At 73.0% G+C, this 22,848-nt stretch carries 16 protein-coding genes and 2 pseudogenes; 11 read left to right on the forward strand and 7 right to left on the reverse strand.

Features of this window, described 5'->3' with window-relative positions; translation table 11 throughout:
• Positions 1-6 precede the first annotated feature (6 nt).
• Together KGS77_RS29270 and KGS77_RS29275 are read right to left on the reverse strand one after the other, a co-directional pair.
• The gene (locus tag KGS77_RS29270; protein WP_242586139.1) at positions 7-894 is read right to left on the reverse strand and encodes a siderophore-interacting protein; all 888 of its coding nucleotides are present in this window, start codon (positions 892-894) and stop codon (positions 7-9) included.
• 190 nt (positions 895-1,084) lie between these two features.
• Positions 1,085-2,119: an ABC transporter substrate-binding protein gene (locus KGS77_RS29275; protein WP_242586140.1), complete on the reverse strand. Its 1,035-nt coding sequence runs from the start codon at positions 2,117-2,119 to the stop codon at positions 1,085-1,087.
• Positions 2,120-2,231: 112 nt separating this feature from the next.
• Here KGS77_RS29275 and KGS77_RS29280 point away from each other — a divergent pair, with 112 nt between their 5' ends.
• The 3 genes from KGS77_RS29280 to KGS77_RS29290 all read left to right on the forward strand — a co-directional run bounded on the left by KGS77_RS29280 (position 2,232) and on the right by KGS77_RS29290 (position 5,529).
• A complete protein-coding gene (locus KGS77_RS29280) occupies positions 2,232-3,284 on the forward strand; it encodes an iron chelate uptake ABC transporter family permease subunit (protein ID WP_242586141.1) in 1,053 nt (350 codons plus the stop codon).
• A 185-nt stretch (positions 3,285-3,469) separates the two neighbouring features.
• Positions 3,470-4,489, forward strand: coding sequence for an iron chelate uptake ABC transporter family permease subunit (locus tag KGS77_RS29285; protein ID WP_242587763.1), 1,020 nt, complete (start codon positions 3,470-3,472; stop codon positions 4,487-4,489).
• Between the two features lie 227 nt (positions 4,490-4,716).
• On the forward strand, positions 4,717-5,529 hold the full coding sequence (locus KGS77_RS29290) for an ABC transporter ATP-binding protein (protein ID WP_242586142.1): 813 nt from the start codon (positions 4,717-4,719) through the stop codon (positions 5,527-5,529).
• A gap of 141 nt (positions 5,530-5,670) precedes the next feature.
• On the opposite strand, the gene KGS77_RS29295 is transcribed toward KGS77_RS29290, so the two are convergent.
• Positions 5,671-6,018, reverse strand: a complete 348-nt coding sequence (locus KGS77_RS29295) for an SCP2 sterol-binding domain-containing protein (RefSeq protein ID WP_242586143.1) — start codon at positions 6,016-6,018, stop codon at positions 5,671-5,673.
• A gap of 74 nt (positions 6,019-6,092) precedes the next feature.
• On the opposite strand from KGS77_RS29295, the gene KGS77_RS29300 reads away from it, so the two are divergent.
• The 3 genes from KGS77_RS29300 (at position 6,093) to KGS77_RS29310 (ending at position 8,492) form a co-directional block, all read left to right on the forward strand.
• Entirely contained in the window at positions 6,093-6,500 is a 408-nt protein-coding gene (locus tag KGS77_RS29300; RefSeq protein WP_242586144.1) for a hypothetical protein, read from the forward strand.
• 7 nt (positions 6,501-6,507) lie between these two features.
• Positions 6,508-7,323 carry a TlyA family RNA methyltransferase gene (locus tag KGS77_RS29305; protein WP_242586145.1) on the forward strand — a complete coding sequence of 272 codons (816 nt, stop codon included), beginning with the start codon at positions 6,508-6,510 and terminating at the stop codon, positions 7,321-7,323.
• A 221-nt stretch (positions 7,324-7,544) separates the two neighbouring features.
• Positions 7,545-8,492, forward strand: coding sequence for an NAD kinase (locus tag KGS77_RS29310; protein WP_277994334.1), 948 nt, complete (start codon positions 7,545-7,547; stop codon positions 8,490-8,492).
• Between the two features lie 192 nt (positions 8,493-8,684).
• Here KGS77_RS29310 and KGS77_RS29315 read toward each other — a convergent pair whose 3' ends face one another.
• Positions 8,685-10,169: a S41 family peptidase gene (locus KGS77_RS29315; protein WP_242586146.1), complete on the reverse strand. Its 1,485-nt coding sequence runs from the start codon at positions 10,167-10,169 to the stop codon at positions 8,685-8,687.
• A gap of 72 nt (positions 10,170-10,241) precedes the next feature.
• Complete coding sequence (locus KGS77_RS29320; RefSeq protein ID WP_242586147.1) at positions 10,242-11,750, reverse strand: FtsX-like permease family protein; 1,509 nt, start codon at positions 11,748-11,750, stop codon at positions 10,242-10,244.
• A gap of 190 nt (positions 11,751-11,940) precedes the next feature.
• Here KGS77_RS29320 and recN point away from each other — a divergent pair, with 190 nt between their 5' ends.
• From recN to KGS77_RS29340, 4 genes and pseudogenes are all read left to right on the forward strand, one after another.
• A complete protein-coding gene (recN, locus tag KGS77_RS29325; RefSeq protein ID WP_242587765.1) occupies positions 11,941-13,668 on the forward strand; it encodes a DNA repair protein RecN in 1,728 nt (575 codons plus the stop codon).
• 431 nt (positions 13,669-14,099) lie between these two features.
• Positions 14,100-14,940, forward strand: a pseudogene (locus KGS77_RS29330) (DUF1206 domain-containing protein).
• A 251-nt stretch (positions 14,941-15,191) separates the two neighbouring features.
• A pseudogene (locus tag KGS77_RS29335) lies at positions 15,192-15,955 on the forward strand (hypothetical protein).
• 749 nt (positions 15,956-16,704) lie between these two features.
• The gene (locus KGS77_RS29340; RefSeq protein ID WP_242586148.1) at positions 16,705-17,844 is read left to right on the forward strand and encodes a glycosyltransferase family 4 protein; all 1,140 of its coding nucleotides are present in this window, start codon (positions 16,705-16,707) and stop codon (positions 17,842-17,844) included.
• 455 nt (positions 17,845-18,299) lie between these two features.
• Here the strand turns inward: KGS77_RS29340 and KGS77_RS29345 are convergent, their stop codons facing one another.
• Positions 18,300-19,988 (reverse strand): PucR family transcriptional regulator, encoded by a 1,689-nt coding sequence (locus KGS77_RS29345; RefSeq protein ID WP_242586149.1) that lies wholly within the window; start codon positions 19,986-19,988, stop codon positions 18,300-18,302.
• A 109-nt stretch (positions 19,989-20,097) separates the two neighbouring features.
• Entirely contained in the window at positions 20,098-21,171 is a 1,074-nt protein-coding gene (locus KGS77_RS29350) for a winged helix-turn-helix domain-containing protein (protein WP_242586150.1), read from the reverse strand.
• Positions 21,172-21,436: 265 nt separating this feature from the next.
• Between KGS77_RS29350 and KGS77_RS29355 the strand changes: the two genes are divergently transcribed.
• Positions 21,437-22,771 (forward strand): S9 family peptidase, encoded by a 1,335-nt coding sequence (locus KGS77_RS29355; protein WP_242586151.1) that lies wholly within the window; start codon positions 21,437-21,439, stop codon positions 22,769-22,771.
• Positions 22,772-22,848 lie beyond the last annotated feature (77 nt).

Here is a 22,848-nt window from a genome sequence, read left to right on the forward strand (position 1 = left end):
GGGCGCTCAGTCCTCGTCGGACGGTGCGGTGCCTGCGGTCAGTTCCGCGATCAGGTCCTCCTCGGAGGCGCCGCGCCGCCAGTAGCCGGTGAACTTCACCGCCCGGCGCTCGAACTCCCGCTCCCGTACGAGGTGACGGCGCAGCGCCTTGACGGTTCCGGCCTCGCCCGCGATCCAGGCGTACGGAGCGCCTTCGGGCAACTCGGCGGCGCGTACCGCGTCCAGCAGCGGCTGTCGGTGGTCGCCGGGCACCTCCTCGCGCACGATCCAGGTGATGTCGGCGTCCGCGAGGGTCGGCAGTTCCTGTCGGTCGTCCGCGTGCGGGACCTCGATCCACACCTTGGCCCGGGTGCCGGGCGGCAGCCATTCCAGGATGCCGGCCACCGCGGGCAGGGCCGTCTCGTCGCCGGTGATCAGTATCCAGTCCGTACCGGGCGGCGGGCGGAAGTCGACTCCGCCGTTGTCCGCTGCGACCGGGGCCAGGACGGTGACCCGGTCGCCGGGCTCGGCCCGCGCCGCCCACCGGGCCGCCGGGCCACCCGTATCGGTGGCCGCGGGGCCGGCCCCGTGCAGGGCGAAGTCCACGTCCAGCTCCGCCGGGTCGGCACGGTGCGCGCGGACGGTGTACGAGCGCATGACGGCCCGTTCGGCCGGGTCCTGGGTGCGCCAGGTGGTGTACCAGCCCTCGCCCCGGTCCTTGAGGACCGGGGCGTCCTGGTGCGGCTGCGGGAGGAACAGCTTGAAGCGCTGGTCACGGCCGCCCGCCGTCAGCTCGCCCAGGTCCGGGCCGCCGAAGGTGACGCGGACCATGGAGGGGCCGAGCCGCCTGGTGCGTACGACGTGGACGTCGAAGAAGCGGAACGGGATGGTGAGGGGTGCGGCGGTCGTGGTCATGCGGAGGAACCTCCCGGAACCGTGACTCGTGCTCGTACTGGGGCCTGTGTTCGGGCTGGGGCCTGTGCTCGGGCTTGCGCTTGTGCTCGGGCTTGCGCTTGTGCTCGGGTCGGCCGGTACCTGTGCTCCGGCCGGTGCCCGTACCGGTGCCGCTGTCGGGTGCGTACCGGTGACCGGGCGGTGCGGCGGGTCAGCTCACCTTCTTGGCGTTCTTGACGGCCTTGGTCAGGGACTCGATGAGGGGTGCGGCGCCCGCGTAGGAGAAGCGTGGCTCGCTCGACCAGGGCGCGATCTGGCCGGCCTTGACCGCGGGCAGTTGGGCCCAGGAGGGCTTGGCGGCCAGGTCCTTGGGCTGGAGGGTGGCCGTGCGGTTGTCCAGCAGGAGCACATCGGCCTTGTACTTGTCGGCGTTCTCCCAGCTCAGGCTCTCGAAGTAGCCGCCCTTGTCGAGCTTGTCGGGGACGATGACGTCCACGCCGAGGGACTTGAAGTACATGAGGTCGGCGTTGACGCCCGGGTTGGAGGCGTAGAAAAGGTTGGCGCTGCCGGAGCAGGCCAGCACCTTGACCGGGTTGGACTTGGCGGCCGTACGCAGTTCGGCGGCGGCCTTCTCGAAGCGGGCCTTGGCGTCGGTGACCTTCTTGGCCTTCAGGTCCGCGCCGAGCGATCCGGCCAGCTCCGCGTACCGCTCGATGATTTTCAGCAGGGGCTTCCTGGAAGAAGTGATGGCGACGGTCTTGGCGAGCTTGGTGATCTGGGACTTGCTCTCGTCCGGCACGAACCACAGGGCGCCCGGCTCGTACATGTTGGTGATCAGCAGGTCGGGCGACAGACCCGCGTACTTCTCGACGGCGAACTGGCCGAAGGCGTTGCCGATGACGGTCAGACGCTTGACGTCGATGTCACCGGCCTGCGGATCGGGCGTGCCGTCCTTGAGGGTGGTCGGGCCGAAGACGCCGACGACCTGCTTGTCGACGCCGAAGTCGTACAGGGCGGCGGCGGTGCCGGTGAAGGCGACGATGCGCTGCGGCACACGGTCCAAGGTGACCTTGGTTCCGCGGTCGTCGGTGAAGGACCAGGGGCCGCTCTTGGCTGCCCCGCCGCCCGAGGAGCCCGCGTCCTTTTTGTCGCCCCCGCAGGCGGCGAGCAGTGCGCCGATTCCGACGGCACCGCCGGCGGCGAGGATGCCGCGTCGGGTCAGGGTTAGGCTGCGGGTGGTGCTCATGGTGATGCGCTTCTCTCTGGGCAGGCTTCACGGGACGGCGGAACGGCCGTGCTGAACAGGACGGCGGAACGGCCGTGAAAGCTGATCGTGAGGGTAGGCTAACCTAACCTGCGTGTTGGTTGACAGCCCCCCCGAAGCAGCAGAGGCCCCCGCGGCGCCCCCCGCACCGCGAAGGCGGCAGGCCACCCGCTCGGCGGGACTCGTGGCCGCGGTGGCCGTACTGGCGGTCGTGACCGCGCTGGGCATCGCCGTCGGCGCCAAACAGATCCCGCTGGACCAGGTCTGGCACGGCCTCTTCCACTACTCGGGCGACGAGACCGACGTGATCGTCCGGGACGTACGGCTGCCGCGCACCGTCCTGGGCCTGATCGCGGGCGCCGCCCTCGGCCTTGCGGGCACCGTGATGCAGGCACTGACCCGCAACCCCCTCGCCGACCCGGGCATCCTCGGCATCAACGCCGGAGCCTCGGCGGCCGTCGTCTCCGCCATCAGCTTCCTCGGCATCACCTCGCTGTCCGGGTACGTGTGGTTCGCCTTCGCGGGGGCCGCGCTGGTGTCCGTCGCGGTGTACGTCCTCGGCGGCACCCGCAGCGCCACCCCCGTACGGCTCGCGCTCGCGGGCACGGCACTGTCCGCCGTACTCACCGGATACATCAACGCGATCAACCTGATCGACACCGTCGCACTGGACAAGATGCGCTTCTGGACGGTCGGTTCGCTGGCCTCCGCCTCCATGTCGACGGTCGGTCAGGTCGCGCCCTTCCTGGCCGTGGGCGCGGTGCTCGCGCTCGCCATCGGGCGCCCCCTGAACGCCATCGCGCTCGGCGACGACCAGGCGCGGGCGCTGGGCGCACGGCTGACCGGCACCCGCGTGGCGGCGATGCTCGCCGTCACCCTGCTGTGCGGTGCCGCGACCGCCGCCTGCGGCCCGATCGCGTACGTCGGTCTGATGATCCCGCACCTCGTACGGGCCGTCACCGGCCCCGACCTGCGATGGATCCTGCCGTACTCCGCGGTGCTCGCACCCGTCCTGCTGCTGGGCGCGGACATCGTCGGACGCGTCGTCGCACGGCCCGGCGAGCTCCAGGTCGGCATCGTCACGGCCGTCATCGGCGGCCCCGTCTTCATCTATCTCGTACGGCGTCGGAGGATGGCCCAACTGTGAACTCCACCGCGAAGGCGGCCGGCGAGGCTGCGGAGAGCCTACGCGTGAAGCGGGGCGAAGAGGGCGGGAAGCGCACGCCTGGGAAGAGCGCGCTTGGGAAGCGCGCGCCCGGGAATGGCACGTCGGGGAAGGGCGGTGCGGGCGGCGGACGCCGGCCGGGCAGGCCCGCCGGAGCCGTCCGGGCGCTGCGTACGCGCGGCGGGCTGTCGGTACGGCTGGACGTACGCGCCGTCCTGGCCTGTGTGCTGCTGCTGGCCGTGGCGCTCGCCGCGAGCGTCGCGCTCATCGGCACCGGTGACTTCCCCATGACACCGGCGGACGTGCTCACCACGCTCACCGGCGGCGGCACCCCCGCACAGGACTTCATCGTGCACGACCTGCGGCTGCCGCGTGTGCTGGTCGGCCTGCTGGTCGGCGCGGCCTTCGGCATCGCCGGGGCCGTCTTCCAGACCGTCTCCCGCAATCCGCTGGGCAGCCCGGACCTGCTCGGCTTCACCCAGGGATCGACGGTCGGCGCGCTCGTCGTCATCGTCTTCTTCCAGGGCAGCGCCTTCGCGGTGGCCGCCGGGTCGGTGGTCGCCGGGGTGGCGACCGGCCTCGCGATCTTCCTGCTCGCCTGGAAGCGCGGCATCCAGGGCTACCGCTTCGTCCTGGTCGGCATCGGCGCCGCCGCGATGCTCTACGCCGGCGTCCTGTACCTGATGACCAAGGCCAACATCGACGAGGCGACCCGCGCCGCCACCTGGATGACCGGGTCGCTCAACGGCCGGGACTGGACCCAGGTGTGGCCGCTGGCCATCGTCTGCGCCGTACTCGTCCCGCTGGTCCTGGGGTACGGGCGGGCGCTGCGGATGCTGGAGATGGGTGATGACGCGGCGTACGCGCTGGGCGTACGGGTCGACCGGGTCCGTATCGTCGCCCTGCTGGCCTCGGTGCTGCTGGTCGCCGCGGCCACCGCGGCGGCCGGGCCCATCTCCTTCGTCGCCCTGACCGCCCCTCAGCTCGCCCGGCGGCTGACCCGCTCGCCCGGCCCCAACCTGGTGCCCGCCGCCCTGATGGGCGCGGCGCTGCTGGTCGCCGCCGACTGGGCCGCACAGCGGCTCTTCGGCGCCGATCAGGTGCCGGTGGGCGTGCTGACGGGGGTGCTCGGCGGTACGTACCTGCTGTGGCTGCTGGCCGCCGAGCGCAGGGCGGGGCGCGTATGAGCGGGGCGCGTACGAGCAGAGCGCGTATGAGCAGCGCGCGTATGAGACGCCGGGAACCGGGGCCGGGACCGGGGCCCGTACCGGGGCCGGATCTGAACGCGAAGACCGTCCCGCAGACCGCATCGCCGCAGACTGCATCGCCGCAGACCGCACCGCCGGTGACCGGTTTGCCGAAGACCGCATCGCCGAAAGCTGCTTTGCCGAAGAACCCTTCAAGGAGCCACGCAGTGAGCCGACTCGCGGCCGAGAACCTCACCCTCGCCTACGACCAGCGGGTCATCGCCGAAAACCTCTCGGTGACCATCCCCGACCACTCCTTCACGGTCATCGTCGGGCCGAACGCCTGCGGCAAGTCCACGCTGCTGCGCGCGCTCTCACGGATGCTGCGGCCCACCGCCGGCTCGGTGCTGCTGGACGGCTCGGCCATCTCCGCGCTGCCGGCCAAGAAGGTCGCCCGTACGCTCGGTCTGCTGCCGCAGTCTTCGATCGCCCCGGACGGGATCACGGTCTCGGACCTGGTGGCGCGTGGCCGCTACCCGCACCAGGGGCTGCTGCGCCAGTGGTCGGACGAGGACGAGCGCGTGGTGCGTGAGTCGATGACCGCCACCGGCGTGGAGGAACTGGCCGACCGGTATGTCGAGGAACTCTCCGGCGGCCAGCGGCAGCGCGTGTGGATCGCGATGGCGCTGGCACAGCAGACGCCCCTGCTGCTGCTGGACGAGCCGACGACCTACCTCGACATCCAGCACCAGATAGAGGTGCTGGACCTGTGTGCCGAATTGCACGAGGAGCAGGGCCGTACGCTCGTCGCCGTCCTGCACGACCTCAACCACGCGGCCCGTTACGCGACGCACCTGATCGCGATGCGCGGCGGTGAGGTCATCGCCGAGGGGGCGCCGGCGGAGGTGGTCACGGCCGAGCTGGTGGAGCGGGTCTTCGGGCTCAAGTGCCAGGTCATCGACGATCCTGAGACGGGCACCCCGCTGGTGGTCCCGGCCGCGCGCGAGGCGCGCAGGGCGAAGGCATCTGTGCCGGCCTAGGTTTCGCCGACAGCAGCGGCAGCGGCAGCGTCCCGTACGCCGTACGCCGTACGCCGTACGAGGCAGGGGCGGGTACGGCGTCGGCTCCAGCGGCCGGGCCTGAGTGCTACGGCCTGAGCGACGGGGCCGCCGCGCCCGTGGCTACAGCAAGGTACGCAGGCGCAGCAGGTCGCGCAGTCCGGCCTCCAGCCTGACGCGGCCGGTGGCCCACGCCTTGGCGAAGTTCAGCTCGCCGTCGACCAGCGCGACCAGGTCGTCACCGGCCATGGTGAGCCGGATCTGCGCCTTTTGGGGCGGTGGACCGGGGACGCTGGTGATGTCGCGGAGGGTGCCGTCGGCGAGGCGGCCCAGGAACGTCACGTCCAGGTCGATGATGCGGCAGCTCAGCGAACGGTCGAGCGCCGCCGCGCTGCGTACGTCACCTTCGGCGGTGGACAGGTTCTGTGCCAGCCGTTCGAGCGCGGCGCGGCACTGGTCGAGGGTTGCCATCGTGATCGACGATACGCGAGGCGGGGGCGGCTCCGTACGCCGGTCGGGGCGCGGTTCGGGGTAGCGTCGGGGACATGCAAGAGCCGACGTCCGGCCCGGAGCCGGAGACGCCCGCCGCCGCAAAGACGGCGGTCGCCGAGGAGAGCACCGGCCCGGCCGAGGCCGACGAGCGCATCGGGTCCACTGAGCTCACCGGGTCCACCGGGTCCACCGGGTCTACCGGGTCCACCGGGTCCACGGCGCTCGGAGACAAGCTCGGAGAGGACGCCGGTCCCCGGCCGCTGGGCGTCCTGGTCACGCCCACCGGCGAGCCGGCCGTGGACGCCGAGCTGCGGCGGCTGGCCGATGCCGACCACCTCGCCGCCAGCGGCCATCTGGAGGTGTACGAGGATGTGCACCGTGGGCTGCGCGACGCACTGGCCGCCCTCGACCGGCGCCCCGGGCCGCCGGAACCCTCTTCGACGTACGACAACAGGAGCTGAACCACAGGTGGCAGGTGTGGCACGACGCCGACTCGACGCGGAGCTGGTGCGCCGCAAACTGGCCCGCTCCCGTGAGCACGCGAGCCAGCTCATCGCCGCGGGGCGGGTGACCGTCGGCGGGACGACGGCGACCAAGCCCGCCACTCAGGTGGAGACCGCCGCCGCGCTGGTCGTCCGGGCGGACGAGGACGACCCGGACTACGTCTCGCGCGGCGGCCACAAGCTCGCGGGCGCCCTGAAGGCGTTCCTGCCGCTCGGCCTGGAGGTCGGGGGGCGGCGGGCGCTGGACGCGGGCGCGTCCACGGGCGGCTTCACCGATGTGCTGCTGCGGGCCGGGGCGGGGCATGTCGTGGCCGTGGACGTCGGCTACGGACAGCTCGCCTGGTCGCTGCAGAGCGACGACCGGGTCACCGTGAAGGACCGGACGAACGTACGCGAATTGACGCTGGAGGACATCGACGGCACGCCCGTCGACCTCGTGGTCGGGGATCTGTCCTTCATTCCGCTGGGGCTGGTGCTGCCCGCGCTCGTACGCTGTGCGGCGCCCGACGCCGACCTGGTGCTGATGGTCAAGCCGCAGTTCGAGGTCGGCAAGGAGCGGCTGGGCAGCGGCGGGGTGGTGCGCAGCGCGCAGTTGCGGGCCGAAGCGGTACGGGGCGTGGCGGCGCGCGCGGCCGAGCTGGGCCTGGGCGTCGCCGGGGTGACCGCGAGCCCGCTGCCCGGACCGTCCGGCAATGTCGAGTACTTTCTGTGGCTGCGCGCCGGGGCGCCTGCACTCGACCCGGCGGACGTCGACCGTGCAGTGGCGGAGGGGCCCCGTTGACCACTTCTGAAGCATCCGAAGCAACTGAAGCATCCGAGGCACGCGAAGCACGTGACGCGCGCGAGGCACATGACGCGCGCGAAGCGGATGACGCGCGCGCGGCGCGCCACGTGCCCGGGCGGACCACGGCAGCCGGTGCGGGCGCCGCGCCGGGGACGGAGGTGACTCCCCTGGCGGAGGCGGTGGCCGCGGCGGCCGGGCCGGAGGTGCTGCCCGGCGCCTTGCCCGGGACATCTCCCAAGGCGTCCGCCGAGACTTCGCGTGAGGCGTCCGGTGTCTCCGGGCGCACCGTCTTCCTGCTCGCGCACACCGGCCGGCCCGCGGCCGTCCGCAGCGCCGAACTGGTCGTCCAAGGGCTGCTGCGCAGCGGGATCGGCGTACGGGTGCTGGCGGAGGAAGCCGCCGACCTGCCGCTGCCGCCGTCCGTGGAACTGGTCGACTCCGAGCAGTGCGCGGCCGAGGGCTGTGAGCTGCTGGTCGTGCTCGGTGGGGACGGGACGCTGCTGCGCGGCGCGGACTTCTCCCGTACCTCCGGCGTGCCGATGCTCGGTGTCAACCTCGGGCGGGTCGGTTTCCTCGCCGAGGCCGAACGGGACGATCTGGACAAGGTCGTCGACCGCGTCGTCACCCGCTCGTACGAGGTCGAGGAGCGCATGACGCTCGATGTGCTCGTACGCAACAACGGCAGCGTCGTGCACACCGACTGGGCCCTGAACGAGGCGTCGGTGGAGAAGGCCGCGCGGGAGCGGATGCTGGAGGTCGTCACCGAGGTCGACGGCCGGCCGGTCTCGCGCTTCGGCGGTGACGGGGTGGTGTGCGCGACGCCGACCGGCTCGACCGCGTACGCCTTCTCGGCGGGCGGACCGGTGGTCTGGCCCGAGGTCGAGGCGCTGCTGATGGTGCCGATCAGCGCGCATGCGCTCTTCGCCAAGCCGCTGGTCACCTCCCCCAATTCGGTACTGGCGGTCGAGGTGCAGCCCAAGACGCCGCACGGGGTGCTGTGGTGCGACGGCCGGCGCACCGTGGAGCTGCCGGCCGGCGCCCGGGTGGAGGTCCGGCGCGGCGCCGTGCCCGTACGGCTCGCGCGGCTGCACCACGCCTCCTTCACCGACCGTCTCGTGGCCAAGTTCGCCCTGCCGGTGGCCGGCTGGCGGGGAGCGCCGCACTGAGGCCGCGCGCCCGGGTTGCGAGGGCCCGGGAGGCCCCGGGGCCCGGGAGTTCGTACACCCGGGCCACCGAACCCGGCCGGTCCTGCGTCTGGTCGGTCCTGCGTCTGGTCGGGCCCGCCGTCCGGGATCGGGCGCCGGGCCCGCCGGACGCCGGGCGTGGTCAGGACCGGCCCGGTCAGGCGCGGGACGCGGTCAGGAACCGTGCTTGCCGAGCAGCTCGCGAGCGCGGGTGAGGGCGGAGTCCCGGCGGGCATCCAGCTCCTGGTCCGTGAAGACGGGGGTCCGGATGGCCGGGGGTATGCCCGTTCCGTCGTACGTACGGCCCCGGGCCGTCATGAACTCCTCGTTGGGCAGGCTGAACGTCCAGCCGTTGGGCAACGTACGGTCCATCGTGTCGGAGAAGACGCCCTGGGTGTTCTCACCGATCCGGACGGGCGCGGGCCCCCGCCCCATCAGCGCCTGGGTGAAGGTCTCGCCCGCACTGATCGTCAGCCGCCCGGTCAGCACCGCCGTCGGTCCGGTGTAGCGCGGGCCGTGATACGGGCGGACGGTGATCGGCTGGGGCGCGGTGAACCGTTTGGGATCCCGCGGGTCGTTGCGCGCGTGCTTGCGGTAGGCGAGGTACGGGCGGTCGGTGAGGCGGGAGGCGATGCGCAGCCCGAGCGGGTCCGCCCCGCCGCCGTTGAGCCGCAGATCGATGATCAGGCCGCGCAGCGCCTCGGGACCGTGCGTACGGGCCTTGGTGAATATCGCGTCCAGCGCCCGGTCCAGTTCGGCGACGTCCGCGGCGTAGGAGCCGCCGGCCGTGTATCCGATGAAGCCGGTGACGCGGAAATAGCCGAGGTGTCCGGGGAGGTCGGCGTAGCTGAGCTTGCCCCGCGCCCACTGGCGGCGGGTGACTCCCGGCCCGAGGTTCGCGGCGATCGCCGCATCCATCTTCTTCATGTCCGCGGGCGAGGGAATCTTCGTGCCCGGACGGAGCCCGGCGTACCTGCGGCCCTTCCCGCCGTCCACAGAGGTGTGGGCGTCGTGCAACGGCTCGATCATGTCGCGCAGCACGGCGAAGAGTTCGTCGTCCGTCGTCCTGGCGGTGATCCGCGGACGGTAGCGGTCCCGGACCGCGGACCAGTCGATCTTCTTGGCGGCGAAGAACGGGTAGTTCTCCGCGTAGGTGCGCCAGAAAACGTCGAAGACCGCCCGGGGGTCCTTCGCCGGCCGCTGACGGCAGCGGGCGGGCAGCGCGTCCAGGCGCCGCAGCGAGCGGTACCCGGCGTTGTCCGGGGCCGACAGCCGCGCCCGGTCACCGCCTTGAGGCACCACCGTCAGCGTCGAGCCCGGTACGTCGAACTCGGCGCGGCCGGGCGCGTCCGGGTCGCCCTTGCGTGTGCCGGTGAGGATGCCGGGCAGACAACTGACGGCCGTGGTGTCGTACGTACGCAGTTGCCGGCCCCGCACGGTGACGAGCGTGCCGTAGCCGTCCATCCGCCACACGCCTTGAACGGACGCGGGCCGCTGCTCACCGTCCGGCCGGGGCGCGCGGGGCGGCGCTGTGCCGGAGCAGGCGGTGCCGGCCAGTGCGGTCACGGCGGCCAGCACCAGGGCGAGCGCACCGGTCCGGCGGCCCGGTCGTGGGCCGGTGACGCGCGCGGTGCCGAGGCGGGCGGGGGCAGGGGGCATGGGGGCATGGGGGGCGTGCGCGGCTGGTGCGGTTGTCGTGACGCGGGCTGGGCATGGTGTCCCTTTCGTGAGTCAGGCGGTGGTCAGGGTCTCGGCGGCGCGGCGGCGCAGACCGAGGTGTACCGGCAGGCCGGTGGAGAGCAGCGTCAGCAGGAGCGTGCCGCCGGCTATCGCGGCGGCGGTGGTCCACGGCACGTACGGCAGGGACGTCCCGTACGCCTCCTTGAGGATCGGGGCGAGCGTGAGCAGCGCGATGGCCGCGCCCAGCAGCAGTGAGGTGCCGGCGATGACGGCCGCTTCCCACGCCGCCATGGACCGCACCTGACGGCGGTGCGTGCCGATCAGGCGCAGCAGCGCCAGGTCGCGGCGGCGCTCGGCGGTGATCATCGCCAGGGTGTTGGCGGCGGCGATGGCGGCGAAGCCCGCGTACAGAGCCGTGCCGACGTAATCGAGCCACACACCGGCCTCGGGGCCGGCCGAGCCGGTCCGGTGCTCGGCGGTCGTATGGACCGCGATCTTGGTCGTGCCGAACGCCACGACCAGCACCAAGGGGATCACGGCGGAGGAGAAGCGGCGCGACTGCGTGGTGATGTTGAGCATCGCCAGCTCGGCCGCGCTGCCGAACCGGCCTGTCAGACGGGCCACCAGCCGGGCGACGGGACCGATGATGCGCGGGCCCAGGAGCCCCACGCCGAGGCAGAACAGGAGCAGGACCAGGAAAGCGCCCTGGCTGCCCTTGCCGTCCGGCTGCGCGGCCAGCAGACGGGAGACGATCACTGCGCCCGCCACCGCGGCCAGGCCCAGGGGCAGCCGCAGCAGCCCCAGCTTGCGGCGGCCCGCGGCGGCCTCTGTCAAGGCACGGGCGGGGCGCAGCGCGGCGAACCGGGTGGCGGCCAGCACTCCGGCGAGGGCGGAGGTGACCACCGCGACCGCCAGGCACACCGGCAGCGGCAGCAGACTGAAGCGGAAGGCGACCTCCGGGGGCAGCAGGCCGTGATCGACCATGCCGCCGAACCACCAGCGCGCCACCACTTCGCCGAGCGCGCACCCGGCTATGGCCGCGGGGACGGCGGCGGTCACCGCCTGGGTGGCGACGGCGCGCCGGATCTGCCACGGCCGGGCGCCGATGGAGCGCAGCATCGCGAATTCGCGGAGCTGCTGGGCGACGGCCGTCCCCATCGTCGAGGCGATCACGAATATCGACATGTAGATGGAGCCGATGAGAAGGATCGTGGCCATCATGCCGACGTTGCTCTGGGCCATCACCCGGCGTGCTCCGGCCGACAGGCCGTCCGCGCCGGTCGTGACCAGCATCGTCGTCGAGGCGCTGATGACGGTCGCCGCGAAGAGGGAGGCGACCGCCGTACCGGCGAACGCCGGCCGGTGCCCGCGCAGCGCCGCCCGTGCCAGCCCGCTGCTCGCCGACCTGCCCCGGCCTCCTGCCGGACCGCCTCCGGCTGGACCGCCGCCGTTCACCGGGCGGATTCCCGCCGGCGCGTCGGAGGCCGGGCCGTCGCCCTTCACCCCGCCGGCCCGGAGCCCGTCGGCCGCCGAACCCCCCGGCGCCATTCCGCTGGACATGTGCAGCACACCCTTCCGATCACGTTCTGCATCCAGCGTGACGGGCGAGGGGCACCGGCACCATGAGGTAAACCGCCACGGTCATGGTGGGGTTTTCCGCAGTACGCAGCGGGCACCGAGCGCGGGCGGAGGGGGAGGCCGTCGCGAGGCGGGCCCCGGACCTCGTAAGGTCGTATCCGTGTTGGAGGAGATGCGGATCCGGTCCCTGGGCGTCATTGACGATGCCGTAGTCGAGCTGTCGCCGGGATTCACGGCGGTGACGGGCGAGACGGGCGCGGGCAAGACCATGGTCGTCACCAGCCTCGGGCTGCTGCTCGGTGGCCGCGCCGACCCCGCCCTGGTGCGGATCGGCGCCAAGGCGGCCGTCGTAGAAGGCCGGCTGGCGGTCGGCCCCACCGCCCCGGCAGCCGTACGTGCCGAGGAGGCGGGCGCCGAACTGGACGACGGAACGCTGCTGATCAGCCGTACCGTCTCGGCCGAAGGCCGCTCCCGGGCGCACGTGGGCGGACGGTCCGTACCGGTCGGCCTGCTGGGAGAGCTGGCGGACGACCTGGTGGCCGTACACGGTCAGACCGACCAGCAGGGGCTGCTGCGCCCGGCCCGGCAGCGGCAGGCCCTGGACCGCTACGCGGGCGACGCGGTCTCCGTCCCGCTCGCCAAGTACACCGCCGCGTACCGGCGGCTGCGCGCGGTCGCCGCCGAACTGGAGGAACTGACCACACGGGCACGCGAGCGGGCCCAGGAAGCGGACCTGCTGCGCTTCGGCCTGGAGGAGATCGCGGCGGTCGAGCCGCAGCCCGGCGAGGACACGGAGCTGGCCGCCGAAGCGGAGCGGCTCGGCCACGCCGAGGGCCTGGCCTCGGCCGCGTCCGCCGCGCACGCCGCCCTGGCCGGCGACCCGGAAGACCCCGAAGGCGTGGACGCCAACACCCTCGTCGCCGGCGCCCACCGCGCGCTGGAAGCCGTACGCGGCCACGACCCGGCGCTGGCCGGGCTCGCCGAGCGGCTGGGTGAGATCGGCATCCTGATGGCCGACGTGGCGGGCGAGCTGGCGAGTTACGCGGACGGGCTGGACGCGGACCCGCTGCGGCTCGCCGCGGTCGAGGAGCGCCGCGCCGCGCTGACCCACCTGACCCGCAAGTACGGCCAGGACATCACCTCCGTACTGGCATGGGCCGAGGAGAGCGCCGCCCGGCTCGCCGAGCTGGAAGGCGACGACGACCGGATCGGCGAGCTGACCGCGGAGCGGGACGCGCTCCGCGCGGAACTGGGCGAGCTGGCCCAGGCGTTGACCGACGCCCGTACCGCGTCGGCACGGCGCTTCGCCGAGGCGGTGACGGCCGAACTCGGCGAACTGGCCATGCCGCACGCCCGGGTGAGCGTCGACATCCGGCAGACCGAGGTCGCCGAGGAGAGCGAGGGCATCGAGGTCGGCGGCCGGTCCGTCGCCTTCGGCGCGACCGGCGCGGACGAGGTGGAACTGCTGCTGGCCCCGCACCCGGGCGCGCCGCCGCGGCCCATCTCCAAGGGCGCGTCGGGCGGTGAGCTCTCCCGCGTCATGCTCGCGGTCGAGGTCGTCTTCGCCGGCTCCGACCCCGTACCGACCTACCTCTTCGACGAGGTCGACGCGGGCGTCGGCGGCAAGGCGGCGGTGGAGGTCGGTCGGCGTCTGGCCCGGCTGGCCAAGTCCGCGCAGGTCGTGGTCGTCACCCACCTGCCGCAGGTCGCGGCCTTCGCGGACCGGCAGCTACTGGTGGAAAAGACGCATGACGGGTCGGTGACGCGCAGCGGCGTCACGGTCCTGGAGGGCGAGGAGCGGGTACGGGAGCTGTCGCGCATGCTCGCGGGCCAGGAGGACTCCGAAACGGCGCGGGCACATGCGGAGGAACTGCTGGAAACGGCGCGTTCGGGGCTTTGAGTGCTTTGAGTGCTTTGAGTGTTCTGAGGGCGATTGATGCGTTGACGGGTGCTGAGGGGCACTGAAGGACGCCGAGGGGGTAGTGAAGGACGCGCCTGATGGACGCCGAGGAGGTATTGAAGGACGCTGAGAGGCGGTATTGAAGGGCGCGCCTGACGGACGCTTGCTCAAGGGCGCACGTCCGGGCGCCCCTTCATTCCTTCGTCTCTTTTTCCGCGCCCGGTCGACAGGCGACCTCCAGGTGGTGGCGTCGGGTGCGTTCTCGTACCTCCTCCGGTGAGAGGACTTCACCGGGACCGGACCCTGCGTCGTTCCGCTCCTGGCGTGACCGCCGTGCCGCAGGGTTTCCGGCCCGCTGCCCCGGGGCACGTGCTGTGCACCGCTGACACCGGGAACTCCGGTCGGGAGGGCAGCGCATGAACATGCAGCGCATGAACATGACGAAAGCAGTGCCGGGCGCCGGGCGTTCGGCGGCGCGCCGGGCCGCGGACAGCCCCGCCGTGGAGGCCGCCGCGCGGGCCGGCTTCGCGGCCCGGGGCGTGATCTATCTCCTCGTGGGCGTCCTGGCGCTGCGCATCGCCTTCGGCGGCTCCGGCGAACAGGCCGACCGGGGCGGGGCGCTGGCGGAGCTCTCCGGGAAGCCGTTCGGCACCGCCCTGATATGGGCCCTGGGGACCGGTCTGGCCGGGATGGCCCTGTGGCGGCTCTCGGAGGCCGTGGTGGGCGCGGCCGGCCCCGACGGTCACAAGGCCCGTAAGCGGCTGCTGTCGGCGGGGCGCTTCGTCTTCTACGCCGTGGTCTGCTTCTCCGTACTGTCCTTCGCCGCGGGGGAGAAAGGCAGTGGCAGCGGGTCCAGCGACCGGCAGTCCCGGGATGTCACGGCCAAGGCCCTGGACCTGACGGGCGGCCGGTGGGCGGTGGGTGTGGCCGGGGCGGGTATCGCCGTGGCGGGAATCTGGATAGCGGCCCGCGCCGTCCTCCGTACGTTCCGCAAACACCTCGAACGGGGCGATATGCCACGACGGGTCCGGCAACTCGTCGACGCTCTGGGGTGGTCGGCGGCAGCGCGCGGGCGGGGTGCTGGCGGTGGCCGGCGTGTTCGTGGTCCGGGCCGCGGTCACGTACGACCCGGGCAGCGCCAAGGGGATGGACGACACGCTCCGTTCGTTCGCCGGCACCCCGGCCGGGCCCTGGCTGCTGGCGGTGATCGCCCTGGGGCTGGCGCTGTTCGGGCTCTTCTCCTTCGCCATGGCCCGGTGGCGGAAGCTGTGAGGACGGTTCGTCCAGGAGGCGTGAGGGCAGTTCACAAGGGTGCGGAGGGCGGCTCCGGGCATATGAGAGGCCCGCCGTAAGGTGGTCCGGCAAGATCCTGTGGCTTCCGTGGAGGGAGCACGGAGGCACGGCGGACCACGGACGGACGAGGAGCGGGGCGCGGCATGGCGGTGGCGGACGGCGGGGGAGCCGGTCGGGAACCCGTACGTGGACGGGTGGGAAGGGCTGGACGGGCTCGGGGACGCGGACGGATCGCGGTGCTGGTGACGGCGGCCGGGGCGACCCGGGCCGCGTACGAGGCACTCAAGAGGCGGCCACCGGGCGGCGCCCCGGTATGGGAGCGGAAGAACCACGCGGGCCGCACGGTCGGACTGCACGCGGGACCCGCCACCGCCGCCGGAACGGCGCTGGCCGTGGCCGGCGCCCCGGGCCTGCCCGCCCGTACGCGCGGCGCGGCGGCACTGGCGGTGCTGGCGGCCGGCGGCTGCGGGGGTACGACGACATCGCGGGCGCCGGTGACCCGCGGCGCGGCTTCCGGGCGCACCTGTCGGCACTCCGCCAAGGAGAAGTGACCAGCGGCGCGGTGAAGCTGTTCGGCATCGGCGCCGCGGGGCTGGCCGCCGGCGCCCTGCTCAAGGAACGTCCGCTGGACAAGGTGCTGGCAGGCGTGGTGACGGCGGGATCGGCTCACTTGGTCAACCTGCTGGACGTACGGCCCGGCCGGGCCGCCGTCGCCGTGCTGGCCATCGGCGCGCCGGGACTGCTGCGCCGTGGTCCGGCGGGCCCGCTGTCCGCCGCCGCCATGGGAGCCGCGGCGGCGGTCCTCACGGATGACCTCGGCGAGCGCACCATGCTCGGCGACGCGGGCGCGCACGCCCTCGGCGCCGCTCTGGGCCTGGCCGTCGTCGCCGGGAACGGCCGGGCGGGCCTGGCCGCCCACGCCGCCGCGCTGATCGCGGCGGCGGCCGGCGGCGACCGCGTCAGCCGTGCGGCGGGAGCCGTCGGAGTCGGATAGGCGGCCGGAGGAGCGGGGGCCACCTGGCGACCGCTCGGAAGCGGAACGTCCGTCCCGGACGGTCACGGGTGATGCGGGCCGCGCCGAAGCGGTCGGCGGTCTCCGGCAGATGTTCCACGCCGCGCATCTCGACCACGGTCGTCTCCGGGGCGGCGGTCCGGCTGTATGCACCCATGGTCGGCATCCCGGGAACGCCGTCGAAGCGGAATCGCCGTCCCCGGCTTCGATGCCCCATCACCCCATCGCCCCACCGTTCGAACGCGTACCCGCCCTGGTCGGCCAAGAAGGTGTGCCATGCGAAGAAACAAAGAAATGCGGGCACAGATGTACAGCCGCACAACCGGCGGGATTCGCCATCAGAGTTCCGGGTTCGCCGGACGCCGTGTGAACGAGGGCGGTGAGGCGCGGCGAAAAGGGCTTCGCGGGCGATGTTGGCGATGTGGGCGTTCTGCTCGGAGTGGGTGATTTGTCGCTCGTGTGGGTGGTCCCGGCGGCGTACGGTCGAGGCGCGCCATAGGAACAGTCCGCGGGCGGTGCCCGATCGGGGGCGCGGGCTGGCATCCTGGGCTCAGCACGCGCCTCGTGCCGTGCCCGTCGCCACCGTACGTACGTCCAAACGTCTGTACGCCCAAGCGTCTGTACGCCCAAGCGTCTGTACGTCCGTGCGTCGGCACCACCGTACGTCCGCACATCGGGCCGCACGCCGGCCCGCTCACCCAGCCGCCCGACCGACCCGGGAGTTCCGCCACGTGATCAGCACTTCGCCCCCGTCGCACGGAGAGTCCCCGCTGCGTACGGTCCAGGTGCTGGGCCGCGGCGGCTCGGGCAGCGCCGCGCACGTCCGCTCCCTGGCCGCCGGTCTCGTCGCGCGCGGCGTACGGGTGACGGTCTGCGCACCGTCCGGCGCCGAGGACGCGTATGACTTCACCGGCGTGGGCGCCCGCTTCGAACGGGTGCCACCGCGCGCCGACCCCGGCAGCGTGGCCTCGCTGCGTACGGCCTGCGGGGACGCCGACCTGGTGCACGCGCACGGCCTGCGCGCGGGCCTGCGTGCCTCCTTGGCGCTCAAGGGGCCGCGGGGCCGTCGCGTTCCGCTCGTCATCACCTGGCACACCAAAGTGCACACCGAAGGCACCCGGGCCCGGCTCGTGTGCCTGATGGAGCGGCGGGTGGCGCGGGCCGCGGCGGTCGTGCTGGGGGCCTGTTCGGACATCGTGGACCGGGCCCGCGAGCGCGGAGCCCGCGACGCGCGCCTGGCCCCCGTGGCGATCCCCGCTCCCAGGGCGCACCGCGCCGAGCCACAGGAGCCGGACCGCGCACGCCACAAGATCCGCGCGGAACTGGGCGCGGTGGGCCGCCCGTTGCTGCTCGTCGTCGGGCGCCTGGACCGGCATCAGGGGTACGACGTCCTCCTGGACGCGGCACGCGCCTGGTGCGCGCTGGACCCGCAGCCGCTGATCGCCGTGGCGGGGGAGGGCGAACTGCGGACCGCCCTGCAACGGCGCATCGACGCCGGCAAGCTGCCGGTCCGTCTGCTCGGTCGCCGCGACGACGTACCCGAACTCCTCGGCGCCGCCGACCTGGTGCTGCTCCCCAGCCGCTGGGAGGCCCGCTCGCTGATCGCCCAGGAAGCGCTGCGTTCGGGAGTGCCGCTGGTCGCCACGGACGTCGGCGGCACCCGCGAACTCGTCGGCGGAGCGGCGGAACTGATCCCGTACGGAAATGCCGCCGCGCTGGCCCGCGCGGTCCTGGACCTGCTCGGCGACCCGGCCCGCCGGGACGCACTGGCCGCGGCGGGCCGGGTACAGGCGAGGAGCTGGCCGAGCGAGGACGACACGGTGGCGCAGGTGCTCAGCGTCTACGACGAGCTGATGCAGACCCGCCGGTGAGCGGTGGCGCGGCACGGGTCGCCGCGGATCGCTCCGGATCGTTCTGGATTGCTCCGAGTCGCTCCGAGTCGCTCCGAGGCGTGGATGTCAGTGGCGTCTGGCAAGGTGCGTCCCATGGAATCGCGAAGAGTGGTCGAGGCGTTGGGGGACCGGATGCAGGCGCGGGACCGGGAGGGGGCGCCCGGCGGAACACGGCGGACGCCGTCATCGAGTGGCCGGTCAGCGGCGAACGCATGGCGGGCAGGGAGAACGCCGTCTCCGAGATCGAGGTCCCGCACGAAACCGCCGGGACCTTTCGCGCGGTGTCGTTCTGGACCGTACGTGACGGACAGATCGTCCGCGGGAGGGAATGCTGGACGGGTCTTGGCGCCGACCCACGCCCAAAGTGGCGGTGCCGCCTTCGTCGAGCCCATACAGGCGCCGGCCGGCCGGGGCCGTACCGCTCCGGCGGCGTGCTAAGCCCGTTCCGTGTGACGCCGGGCGCGCAAAGCCAGTCGGAGGCCCAGAACTGTCTGTGGGTCGTCCAGGTCCGTGCCCAGGAGCTGGGCGATCCGGGCCAGACGGTCGTACAGGGTCTGGCGGTTGACGTTCAGGGTGCGCGCCGTCTCGGCCTTGCGGCCCGCGCTGGCCAGGTACGCCTCCAAGGTGGGCAGCAGCGGCTGGCGCGCGCCGCGGTCGTGTGCCAGCAGGGGGCCGATCGCGCGCTCCACGAACTCCGCCAGGTCCTGGTGTTCGCGCATCCGCCACAGCAGCAGTTCGATGTCCAGGCGGCGGGCGTCGTGCCAGGGCCGGTCCGGCAGGCCCTGCGCCGCGCACGCCGCCTCGGCGGCGTGCCGCAGGCCGGGCCCCACCGCCGCCCAGTCACCCGCCGTACCGACGACCACCACCGGCCGCCGCGCGCCGCGGCGGTCGAGCCCGGCGCGCAGGACACCGGCGTGCAGCGCCTCGGCGACCCGGTCGGCGACGTCCGTACGCGTCCGGCACTCCGGCAGCCCGACGAGTACCGGTACGCGGCCCTCCACAGGACGTACGCCCAGCAGGACGGGCACTCCCAGCGCCATCAGCTCCTCACGCAGGGTCTGCGCCAGCAGCGCCCAGCCGCCGGGCACCGGCAGCGCGGACGGCAGCCGCATCACCACAGGGAGGACCGGGCCGGTGCCGGGGCGGAAGCCCAGCAGGCGGGCCTGCCCGGGCGCCTCGGCCGCGGTGATCCGGCCTTCCGCCAGGTCGGCGAGGAAGTCCCCGCGGCCCCGCGCGGCGAGTGCCTCCTCCTGGCGCGACTGGAGCATGACGACCGCGAGGAGGCCGGCGGCGCGCTCGGCGGCGATGCGGTGGACGGGGGTGAGCGGGGTGTTGACGGGCAGCAGGACGAGGTGGGCGCGTACGGCGTCGGGGCCGTGACCGCCGCCGGGTACCTCCACCCGCAGGCCGGCCGCCCGCAGCCCCTCCCACGCCTGGAGCGGGTCGGCGTCCGCCGGGCCGCCGCAGTCCGGGCCCGCGGCGTACAGCGGACTGCCGTCCGGGGCCTCCAGGCACAGCGGATTGCCGGTGAAGCGGGCCAGCAGCCGGAGCACTTCTGGTGCGCCGCCACCGCGCAGCAGCACGTCCGTACACCGGCGTACGACGTCGTCGGCGCGGCGCAGCAGGGTGTAGTGACTGTTGACGATCTCGGTGTGGATCTCCTCGGTCACCGCCACGTACGGGACCTCGCGGTGCAACTGGATCAGGGGCAGGCCACACGCCCGTGCCGCGTCGACCATCGCCGAGGGCAGTGCTGCGAAACGAGAGCCCAGCTCCACGACGAGAGCGGTGATCTCGCGGTCCGCGAGGTCACTGATGAAGGCACGCTGTTCGGCGGGGCGGGTGCCCAGGCCCAGACCGGTGGTCAGCAGCAGTTCACCGCCCTTGAGCAGCGAGGCGATATGGGGGACCTCGCCGGCGTGCACCCAGCGGACGGGGCGGTCGAGCCGGTCCTGCCCGGCCAGCACCTCCGGCAGCCCGCGCCGCAGGGCGGGCAGCTCCAGCGCACGGCGTACGGTGATCTCCGCAGTATCGGTGACATCCGTGATGTCCGTGGTATGTGCGGTGTGCGCGGTACGTGTGATGTTTGCTGTGTCCGCTTCGGTGTGTGCTTCCGGCCCCATGGCGTCGCACGCTACCTGTAGTCCGCCGCTCGTGGTCCGCCGGCCGGAGGCGCTGGTTCCGGTTCCTTCGGTGTACGGGTGCGCCGTGAGGCTCAGCTCTCGCTTCCGGTCACGGTCCCGCTTCCGGTCCCGGTCCGGTTTCGCTCCGTGTTCCCGGGTGACCGTGCTGCTCCCCGCTGTCCGCTCCGCCCTGCTCCGCGCTGTGCCGCCGTACCAGCAGGCTTCCCAGGGACGTACGCCGGTGCAGGACCGCCCGGCCGGCCCGGACCGTGCTGATCAGACCCGCGCCGCGCAGCGCGGCGGCGTGGGCCGAAGCGGTGGCGTTGCTGACGCCCAGCCGCCGGGCGAGGCCGCTGGTGGTGTGCTCCTGCGCGAGCAGCAGCAGGATCTCGACGCGGGTCCGGCCGAGCACGGCGGCCAGCGCGCCATCCACGCCGTACGCGTCCTGTCTGCCACCCGTGCCGGTGGCGAGCGACAGTGGCAGTCCCGGACCGGCCGGGTAGGTCACGGTGAGCGGGCGGCCGGGCAGATGGGAGACGAGCGGGTGGCCGGTCCAGTGGAAAGTGGGCAGCAACAGTACGCTCTGGCCGCGTAGTTGGATGTCCCGCTCGCACGGAGCCTGGAGTTCCCAGACGTCCCCGCGCAGTCCGGTGCCCGGTACGAGACCGGTGAGTGCGGCACCGACGCCGTGCTCGGCCGCCAGCAGGGCGTGGCGGGTGAACTCCCTTTGGTGCAGGTCCTGCACCAAAGGCCACAGGGGGCGCAGCACCGTCTCGAAGGCCGAGTGCTGGGCGCGGCGCAGGACGTGCCAGGCGCCGGCGTCCCCGTGATGCAGGCGGCGGACCCACGGCGGTGCCGGGGACGGGTGTCCGGCGTACACCCGCTCGATCTCGGAACGGACCAGGGCCGGGGGCGAAGCCCGTACGGTCTCCAGCCCCTCCTCCAAGGAGTCGCTGAAGACGTCGATGAAGAGCGGGGCCATCCCGGCGGGGACGAGATCCGCCATCGGCCGGACCGCGCCCGGCAAGGACCGCAGCAGCCGTCGTCTCCAGCGGCCGAAGAGCAGTTCCTCGTCGCGGAGACACATCTTCATCAGGGCCACGTTCAGTTCCTGCAACGGGGCCGGCCGGGGAGCGAACCGTACCCGGGCGAAGTCGGCGGCCGTGAGATGAACCCGGATCACTGCTCTCCCCGCCCTCCCTGCCTTTCCCGCTCTCCCTGCTGTTCCTGCTCTTCTGTTTGCGCCGCGCCATCGTTTCGGGCAGGGCCTGAAGGATCGCCCGTACTTCGCGCCCGGGGCAGCATTCCCGTCGTACCACTGCCGTGCCACCCGAAAACGTAACTCGAAGCAGCACGGGACGACATCGGACACAGGCATCAAGCATCAGACATCGACAACAGTCATCAAACGACAGACATCGGTACGTGTGTACCCGAGGGGAGCAGTCATGCCTGGTGAGAAGTACGACGCGGAGGATCGTACGGAGGCAGGTGGAGTGAGCCGGCGGTGCGTCGCCGGGTCGGCCGTGCTGGCTGCCGGGCTGTTGATCGCGGGAGGCGGCGGCGCGAGAGCCGCGGGTGTCACCGGCGCCACCCGTGCGACCGGTGCCGCGCGGGCACGGCCGGCGGGCGGCATCGTCCTGCGGCTCCCGGCGCCGACCGGACCGCACCGGGTCGGGATCACCACGCTGCATCTGGTCGACCGGCACCGGAACGACCCGTGGAACGCCGGGATCTCCGTACGGGAAATGATGATCACGATCTTCTATCCGGCCTGTGACGTCCGCGGCCGTCCGCTCGCGCCGCAGATGAGCGAGGGCGCGGCGGCAGCGTTCGAGAAGATCGACCCCGTTCATGTGCACCGGGAGCTGCCGAAGAGTGGTGTGCGATGGGGAGCCACCAGCACCCACGCGTACGTGGACGCGCCCGCGCAGGCCGTACGGCGACCGGTGCTGCTCTACAGTCCGGGCGGCGGCGATTCGCGCACCCTGGGCACCGGCGTCGCGGAAGAGCTGGCGAGCCGGGGCTGTGTGGTGGTGACCATGGACCATCCCGGTGAGACCACCGAGGTCGAGTTCCCGCGCCCGACGGCACAGCGGGCCAAGGTCCGTACGTTTGAGCTGCCGGGAAACCCGCAGACGGACGCGGGGGTCTTCCGCACCATGATCGACACCCGGCTCGCGGACACCCGGTTCGTACTGGACCGGCTGGAGGACCTCGCGGCCGGGCGGAACCCGGACGCCGACGGAAGCACCTTGCCCCAGGACCTCGGCCGCGCGCTGGACCTGCGGCGGGTGGGTATCTACGGACACTCGGCCGGCGGGACCACCGCCGCCGAAGCGATGTACGAGGACCGCCGTATCGGTGCGGCGGTCGACCTGGAAGGCTACTTGGATCACCCGGCGACGGTGCCCGGCCGACCGGGGGAACTGTTCCCGGTGGCCAGGTACGGCGTGGACCGGCCGCTGCTCCTGGTGGGCACCGACGGCTTCCGCGACGAACGGTTCGACCGGTCCTGGTCGGCCATGCTCGCCCACCCGGGCGGGCGCACCCGGCGGCGCATGATCGATGACGCCACTCATTGGGTGTTCACCGACTACGCGGCCATGGCGCCACAGTTGCAGGCCGCCGGGCTGATGACCGCTGACGGCCGGCGGAAGCTGGTCGGCGCGATCGACCCGGCCCGGTCGGTGCCGGCGGTGCGCCGCTGCGTGACGTCGTTCTTCGCCCGTCAACTGCCGCGCCGCGGAACCTGGCGGGGCCAGTGGGATCGGCGGGGCTGACGGGACCTGGACGCGCTCGGCCAGGGGGAGCAGGGCCGGTGTGGCGGCTAGGGCGTTTCTGATGGATCTCCGTGGAA

It is taken from the genome of Streptomyces sp. MST-110588, from assembly GCF_022695595.1.
GTDB lineage: Bacteria > Actinomycetota > Actinomycetes > Streptomycetales > Streptomycetaceae > Streptomyces.